This is a genomic window from Micropruina sp. (assembly GCF_047606665.1).
Taxonomy (GTDB): Bacteria; Actinomycetota; Actinomycetes; order Propionibacteriales; family Propionibacteriaceae; genus Micropruina.
Genome location: NZ_JASGEF010000047.1, coordinates 100,676 through 107,922, shown reverse-complemented (window position 1 = coordinate 107,922; position 7,247 = coordinate 100,676). Strand labels below are relative to the sequence as shown.

7 protein-coding genes are annotated in these 7,247 nt (G+C 69.5%); all 7 read right to left on the bottom strand.

From position 1 onward, the window contains the following. Positions 1-323: 323 nt before the first annotated feature. The 7 genes from pheT to QM619_RS11630 all read right to left on the bottom strand — a co-directional run bounded on the left by pheT (position 324) and on the right by QM619_RS11630 (position 7,068). Positions 324-2,861, bottom strand: coding sequence for a phenylalanine--tRNA ligase subunit beta (pheT, locus tag QM619_RS11660; RefSeq protein ID WP_415108547.1), 2,538 nt, complete (start codon positions 2,859-2,861; stop codon positions 324-326). Beyond that, positions 2,858-3,961, bottom strand: a complete 1,104-nt coding sequence (pheS, locus tag QM619_RS11655) for a phenylalanine--tRNA ligase subunit alpha (RefSeq protein WP_415108544.1) — start codon at positions 3,959-3,961, stop codon at positions 2,858-2,860. The genes pheT and pheS overlap by 4 nt, the downstream gene beginning before the upstream one ends. Before the next feature lie 62 nt (positions 3,962-4,023). Next, positions 4,024-4,851, bottom strand: coding sequence for a TrmH family RNA methyltransferase (locus QM619_RS11650; protein ID WP_415108541.1), 828 nt, complete (start codon positions 4,849-4,851; stop codon positions 4,024-4,026). A 96-nt stretch (positions 4,852-4,947) separates the two neighbouring features. After that, on the bottom strand, positions 4,948-5,313 hold the full coding sequence (gene rplT / locus QM619_RS11645) for a 50S ribosomal protein L20 (protein ID WP_298132257.1): 366 nt from the start codon (positions 5,311-5,313) through the stop codon (positions 4,948-4,950). Positions 5,314-5,387: 74 nt separating this feature from the next. Next, positions 5,388-5,594 (bottom strand): 50S ribosomal protein L35, encoded by a 207-nt coding sequence (rpmI, locus tag QM619_RS11640; RefSeq protein ID WP_415108538.1) that lies wholly within the window; start codon positions 5,592-5,594, stop codon positions 5,388-5,390. Positions 5,595-5,622: 28 nt separating this feature from the next. Next, the gene (gene infC, locus QM619_RS11635) at positions 5,623-6,381 is read right to left on the bottom strand and encodes a translation initiation factor IF-3 (protein WP_415108535.1); all 759 of its coding nucleotides are present in this window, start codon (positions 6,379-6,381) and stop codon (positions 5,623-5,625) included. A 186-nt stretch (positions 6,382-6,567) separates the two neighbouring features. After that, the gene (locus QM619_RS11630; protein ID WP_415108532.1) at positions 6,568-7,068 is read right to left on the bottom strand and encodes an SseB family protein; all 501 of its coding nucleotides are present in this window, start codon (positions 7,066-7,068) and stop codon (positions 6,568-6,570) included. Positions 7,069-7,247 lie beyond the last annotated feature (179 nt).

Below are 7,247 nucleotides of genomic sequence, written 5' to 3'. Positions count from 1 at the left end.
GGCGCGCCGTTACTGGCCCTGGGTTTGCCCCCGCCCCCCCGTTTCTACCAACGCTTCGATTGGGGGGTCTCGACCAACGAGTAGCCGGTAGTGACCTAACCATGAAGCGGAGTGGGCTGCACCCCGTCCGGGTAGGCCGGGCGTAAAAGCGCGCGAGTCCCCTGCCGGGCACCGCACCCGAGCAACCAAGTAGGACGAGCAGCGCACGGGCGGGACGGGGTGCAGCCCACTCCGCGGCAACCAAACGCAACGGACGAAGACCCGACCGCAAGGGGTCTCGGCAAGCTCGACCAACGGAGGGCCACGCTCGGCCGGCGAACGCCTCAGGCGCGCTGAACCGCGTCGAACCGGCGCACCGCTTCGGCGACCGCGGCGTCCCGCGCGGCAGCGATCTCGGCGTCCTTCAGCGTCCGGTCGGGGGCCCGGAACCGCAGGGCGAAGGCCAGCGACTTCGAGCCGTCCGGGATCTGCGAACCGCGGTAGATGTCGAACAGGTGGATCGACTCCAGCAGGTCGCCAGCTCCGGCGACCAAGGCGTCAGTCACCTCGCCGGCGCTGATCGTCTCGGCCACCACCAGGGCAACGTCCTCCTTGGCCACTGGGTGCTGCGAAACCGACGCGATGCTGCCCGGTCCGGGCGCCACCGCCAGCAGCACATCAATGCTGATCTCAGCGGCCGCGGTCCTAGCCGGCAGCCCGAACGCCTTGCACACGCTGGGGTGCAGTTCACCGGCGTGGCCGAGCAGCACGTCACCACCCGCCGCGTCAGAAACCAGCAGCTTCGCGCAGCGTCCCGGGTGGAACGGGGCGTGATCGTCGGCCTCGCGGCGCACGCTCACGCCTGCCTCTCCGGCGGCCAGTTCGGCGAAGGCGATCGCCTGCTTCCAGGACGCCGGCTCGGCCGGGCCGTCCCAACCGGCCGGACGCCAGGCGCCGGTCAGCACCGCGGCCAGATGCCGCGGCTGGGCCGGCAGCGCGGCCTCGATCGCGGCCAGTTCCTCATCGCTCGGACGGCCGTCGACGCCGGGCACCGGGGCGGCGACACCGTTCCCGGCCCGGAACACCGAGCCGGTCTCGAACAGGGCCAGGTCGTCGTTGCCGCGTGAGGTGTTGCGCTGCACCGCGGCCAGCAGGCCGGGCAGCAGCGACGTGCGCAGGTACGGGCTGGTCTCGGCCAGCGGGTTCGCCAGACGGACGACGGCACGACGGCGGTCGTCGGCGGGCAGCCCCAGCCGATCGAGATCCTCGGCCGAACCGAACGGCAGGGTCAGCAGTTCGGTGAAACCGTTGCTGGCCAGCGCCCGGACGATCGCCCGCCGGGTGACCTGCCCGGCGGTCAGGCCGCGACCGCCCGGCGGTGTCGGCAGGATCGAGCCGATGGTGTCGAAGCCGATCTTGCGTCCGACCTCTTCGACGTAGTCGTAGGGATCTTTCAGGTCGCGGCGCCAGGTCGGCGGCATCAACTCCAGCACCCCGTCGGACGCCTCGCTCACCGCGACACCGCTGGCCCGGAAGATCTCCGCCACCCGCGCGGCGGACACCTCGACACCGAGAATCTGCGAAGGCAACTCCACCGGCACCCGCTGGGTCGGCATCGCCGGAACCGTCCCGGTCACCGTCTCGGAACTCGACAGCACACCGCCGCCCAGTTCAACCAGATGCCGCGCCACCAGATGAGCCGCCGCGTAAGTCGCGGCCGGATCGGTGCCGCGTTCGAACCGCTTGGACGCCTCGGACGGCAGCCCGTGCCGGCGCATCGATCGCGAGATGGTCGACGGGTCGAAGGCGGCCGCTTCGATCACGATGTCGGTGGTGGCGGCGTCGCATTCGGTGGTGGCGCCGCCCATCACGCCGGCGATGCCGATCGGGCCGGAGTCGTCGGTGATCAGCAGATCGTCGGCTGACAAGGTGCGTTGCACGTCGTCCAGAGTGACGATGCACTCCCCCGCGGACGCCTTGCGCACCCGGATCGGACCCGACAGCTTCGACGCGTCGTAGGCGTGCAGCGGCTGGCCGACTTCGAGCATCACGTAGTTGGTGATGTCGACCGGCAGCGAGATCGACCGCATGCCGGCCATGGTCAACCGCCGCTGCATCCAGCGCGGGGACGGCGCGGTCTCGTCCACCCCGGTCACGGTGAGCGCGACGAACAGCGAGCAGGCGGGGTCGTCCAGGACGACCGGGTGGCCGTCCGCGACCGGAGCCGGCACAGCCCGGTCGACCACGTCGGTGAAGGGGACGCCGAGCGCCTGAGCAGCCTCGCGGGCCAGGCCGCGGATCGACATGCAGTAGGCCATATCGGGCGACACGTTGATGTCGAGGACCTCGTCGCCCAGCCCCAGGTATGTTCCCGGGTCGTCGCCGGGCACCAGCCCGGCGCTCTCGGGAAGCACGATGATGCCGCTGTGGTCGGAGCCGATGCCCAGCTCGTCCTCCGCACAGATCATGCCGTCGGAGAGGTGACCGTAGGTCTTGCGCGAGGTCAGGGTGAAGCCGCCGGCCAGCACAGTGCCGGGCAGGCCGACCACGACCAGGTCACCGACGGCGAAGTTGTGCGCGCCGCAGATGATGCCGCGGACGCCGTCCGGCACGTCACGTCCCTCCACCGGCGCCGGCGGCCTGGCCGGGGCAAGGGCTGCGCCGACGTCCAGGTGGCACCAACGGATCACCTTGCCGTTCTTCTGCGGCTGGTCGACGAAGTCGACGACGCGTCCGACCACCAAGGGGCCGACGCCGGCGCCGAACTGCTCGACGGTCTCCACCTCGAGTCCGGCCCGGATCAGCACCTCGGCCAACTCCCGGCCGGTGAAGCCCTCGGGCAGCGCGACCCAGTCGCGCAGCCAACTCATCGGCGCCCTCATCGAGCGACCCCCTTCAACATGCGGCTGAATCGGACGTCGCCCTCGACGAAATCGCGCAGATCGGAGGCGTTGTTGCGGAACATCAGGGTGCGGTCGATGCCCATGCCGAATGCGAAGCCGCTGTAGACATCCGCGTCGACGCCGCAGGCGCGCAGCACCCGCGGGTTGACCACGCCGCAGCCGCCCCACTCGATCCAGCCCTCCGATTTGCAGGTGCGGCAGGGACGGTCCGGGTTGCCGACCGATTCACCGCGGCAGACGAAGCACTGCAGGTCGACCTCGGCGCTCGGCTCGGTAAACGGGAAGTAGTGCGGACGCATCCGGGTGCGGATGCCCGCCCCGAACATGGCCTGCGCGAAATGGTCCAGGGTGCCGCGCAGATGAGCCATCGAAATGCCCTTGTCAACGGCCAATCCCTCGATCTGATGGAAGACCGGAAGGTGGGTCGCGTCGTATTCGTCGGCCCGGTACACCTTGCCCGGGCAGACCACGTACACCGGCAGCTCACGGTCCAGCAGCGAGCGGATCTGCACCGGCGAGGTGTGGGTGCGCATCACCAGGTGGTTGCCGACCGGCTCGACGAACAGCGTGTCGGTCTCACCGCGACTGGGATGGTCGGCGCCGATGTTCAGCGCGTCGAAGTTGAGCCACTCCGATTCGAGCTCGGGGCCCTCGGCGATCTCCCAGCCCATGCCGACGAAGACGTCGCTCATCAGATCGATCAGCCCGCTGATCGGGTGGATCGCGCCGGTCGGGTGCAGGTCGATCGGCAGGGTGACGTCGACCGCCTCTTCGGCCAGCGTTCGGGTCAACTCGGCAGCCTCCACCTCCTCGGCGCGAGCGGCGAGGGCTTGCTGGACGCGTCCGCGGGCGGCACCGAGCAGCTGTCCGGCCTGCTTGCGATCGGCGGGCGGGATGGCTCCGATCGCTCGGTTGGCCAGCGCCAGCGGGGAGCGGTCTCCGGCGTGAGCCAGCCGGGCGTCCTTCAAGGCGGCCGTCGAGTCGGCGGCCGCGATGGCGGCCAGCGCGTCGGCGACCAGCTTCTCGATGGCGTCCGGGCGCAACGCGTCAGCCGGATCGGGTTGGTTCGGGACTGACATGCGTGTCTGTTCTCCGTTGTTCAAGGGTCTCGACAAGCTCGACCGGCGAAAGCCATCGCCTTCTAGCTGGCGGCCACCCGGGTGTGCTGGGCGCTGGCGGACGCGTACAGGCAGACCGCCGCCGCGGTGGCCAGATTGAGGCTTTCGGCCTGGCCGTAGATCGGGACGGCGACGGTGGTGTCGGCGAGCTCCAGGTGCTCCACCGGAAGCCCCCAGGACTCGTTGCCCATCACCCAGGCGGTCGGCGCGTCCAACCGGTCGGCCAGATCGGTGAGCTCGGTGGCCGACTCCCCGTCGGTGGCGAACACCTGCAACCCGGCGGCCCGGCAGGCGTCGATCGCCTCAGCCAGATCGACCCCGACCACCAGCGGCAGATGGAACACGCTGCCGACGCTGGCCCGAACCGTCTTCGGGTTGTACACCTCGACCGAATCGGACGACAGGATGACGGCGTCCGCGCCGAAGGCATCCGCGCACCGGATCACGGTGCCGGCGTTGCCGGGGTCGCGGATCTGCGCGCAGATCACCACCAGCTTGACCTCCGGCGTGACCGCCTCGGCGAGCGGGACGTCCAGCGCCTGGCAGACCGCGACCACCCCCTGCGGGGTGACGGTGTCGGAGATGGTGGCGATGTTCTGCTCGCTGACCGCATAGTGGGTGACCCCCGCCTCCCGTGCAGCGGTCAGCAGATCGATGTGGTCGTGGACGGCGGCCCAGCGGAAGAACACCGCCTCGACCACGTCCGGCTGCTTGAGCGCCTCACGCACCGCCTGCGGACCCTCGACCAGGAACTTTCCGGACGCCTTGCGCTCTTTGCGGCGCAGCAATGCCCGGGCGGCGCGCAGCACCGCCTGGGACGGCTCGGGAAGCTCCAGACGCTCGGGGATCATCGGCGATCGCCTTTCAAGATGAAACGACTCAGGTGGGTGGACGGCTCAGCGCGATACCGCCGGAATCTGCGATATCGCGCTGGGCTCCTGCGTGAATCAGGCGGTGGCGCCCGCGTTGGCCTTGGCCAGTTCGACAAGCTTGCCGAATGCGGGGGCATCGTTGACCGCGAGCTCGGCGAGCATCTTGCGGTCGACCTCGACGCCGGCGGCCTTCAGGCCGCTGATGAAACGGTTATAGGTCATTCCCTCGTTGCGCGCCGCAGCATTGATCCGCTGGATCCACAGCGAGCGGAAATCGCCCTTGCGGTCCTTACGGTGCGCATAGTTGTAGGTCATGCTGTGGAGCAGTTGCTCCTTGGCCTTGCGGTACAGCCGGGACCGCTGCCCGCGGTAGCCGGACGCCTGCTCGAGGACTTCGCGGCGCTTCTTCTGGGCATTCACCGAACGCTTGACGCGTGCCATGGTGGGTTAACTCCTTGTGTTGATCGGTCCGGGCCAGCCGGACCGCGCGCGATTTCGGCGCGGGTGGTGGTGGGTCAGCGGGTCTTGTACGAGCCGAGCAGGCGACGGGCCTTCTTGGCATCGCCCTTGGCGACGACGGCATCGCCGTCCAGCCGCCGGGTCCGGGTGGTGGGCTTGTGCTCGTTGAGGTGCATCTTGCCCGCCTTGCGGTGCATCACCTTGCCGGAGCCGGTGATCTTGAACCGCTTCTTGGCGCCCGAGTGCGTCTTCATCTTCGGCATGCTGCCGCTCGCTTTCTTTTCGTGGATCTCACAGGTCGATGTCGGGGTCCATGTTGTCGGCCGGACCCCGGCGCCTTCTGGCGGTGCTGCCCGTCTGATGGGCGGCACGATGTTCGGCCTCCGCCGTCCGCTCAGCCTCGGCGGCGGCGACGCGCTGGGCCATCCGGGCCTGCTTCTGCGCCTCGGCGTCCACCCTGGCCTCGGACTTCTTCTTGGTCGGCGACAACACCATGAGCATGTTGCGGCCGTCCTGCTTGGGCGCCGACTCGACGAAGCCGTCCTCGGCGACGTCGTCGGCGAGCTTCCGCAGCAGGTTGAAGCCGAGTTCCGGACGGCTCTGCTCGCGGCCGCGGAACATGATGGTGATCTTGACCTTGTCGCCGGCCTTCAGGAAGCGCACGACGTGACCCTTCTTGGTCTCGTAGTCGTGGCTGTCGATCTTGGGCCGCAGCTTCATTTCCTTGATCACGGTGTTGGCCTGGTTGCGCCGGCTCTCACGGGCCTTCTGGGCGGCCTCGTACTTGAACTTGCCGTAGTCCATGAGCTTGGCGACGGGTGGGCGCGCCATCGGGGCCACCTCCACCAGGTCGAGATCTGCCTCGCGGGCGAGCCGCAGCGCGTCCTCCAGGCGGACGATGCCGACCTGTTCGCCGGCAGGCCCGACCAAGCGCACCTCGTTGGCGTGGATGCGCTCGTTGATCCGTGGTTCGCTGATGTTTCCTCCAGTGTCTTGCAGCGGGACGGTGCCGACCGAAACGAAAAGGCCTCCGCCGATGCGGAGGCCCACGAAGAAACGGACCTGGCTGCCATTGCAGCCGGCCTGTTGGCGACCCACCGACCCAGGGCCGGATGGGTGGGAGTGCGGGCACCCCACTTCGGAGAACCAGCCGCAGACGGCCGGTCGACGGTGGTCACTCTAGCGTGTGCGGCGCCGTGCTGCCGAATCGACGGGCGCCGGGGCGCGTCCGGTTCCCTACGAACCGGCCACGCTCAGCCAGCCCCAGCCGTCCGACAGCTTCATCAGGCGGTTCCCGGTGGCGAGCGGGCGGACCAGTTCGCCCTCGATGGTCAGCAGATGAGGCCCGGCGACGTCGACCACGATGGCGTCCGCGCCCGCCTCGACCGCCGTGGCCGCGACCTCGTCCAGCGTGCACAGCACCGGCCGCGCCATCGGATCGAAGGCGCGCAGGGCGTCCATTCCGGTGAAGGCGAGCACCCCGCTGGCGCCGGACGCCGAAGTCATCATCACCGCGGACATCTCGGCATGCCGGCGGGGATCGGGGCCGGCGCCGGACTCGTCGCCGTCCGCGACGATCGGCAGCAGCAGCCGGGCCCCGCACAATGCCGCGACGGCCGTCAGGTACGTCTCCGGGTCACCGCTGCCGGACGCCGTCGCCAGGGCCGTCCGGACGTCGGCGTCCGGGTCACCGCGGTCGCCCGCCCAGGCGGCATTGACCTCTCCCAGGGTTCTCACTCCCCCAGCCAACCACACCCGCACTCGCGGCGGCGCCACTGCCGACCGGGACAGCTCTCGTGGCGCACCGTGCGAGGTCCGTCCCCTCGATCGTCGAATTTGGAACGAAAAGAACCGTCCCCGGTGACCGAAAGAACCGTCCCCGGTGACCAAGGGGACGGTTCCTTTTCCGTTCAGGG

Bases quoted from the DNA above. Each gene is read 5' to 3' on its own strand.
- pheT (WP_415108547.1), bottom strand. From the start codon at position 2,861: ATGAGGGCGCCGATGAGTTGGCTGCGCGACTGGGTCGCGCTGCCCGAG.
- pheS (WP_415108544.1), bottom strand. From the start codon at position 3,961: ATGTCAGTCCCGAACCAACCCGATCCGGCTGACGCGTTGCGCCCGGAC.
- QM619_RS11650 (WP_415108541.1), bottom strand. From the start codon at position 4,851: ATGATCCCCGAGCGTCTGGAGCTTCCCGAGCCGTCCCAGGCGGTGCTG.
- rplT (WP_298132257.1), bottom strand. From the start codon at position 5,313: ATGGCACGCGTCAAGCGTTCGGTGAATGCCCAGAAGAAGCGCCGCGAA.
- rpmI (WP_415108538.1), bottom strand. From the start codon at position 5,594: ATGCCGAAGATGAAGACGCACTCGGGCGCCAAGAAGCGGTTCAAGATC.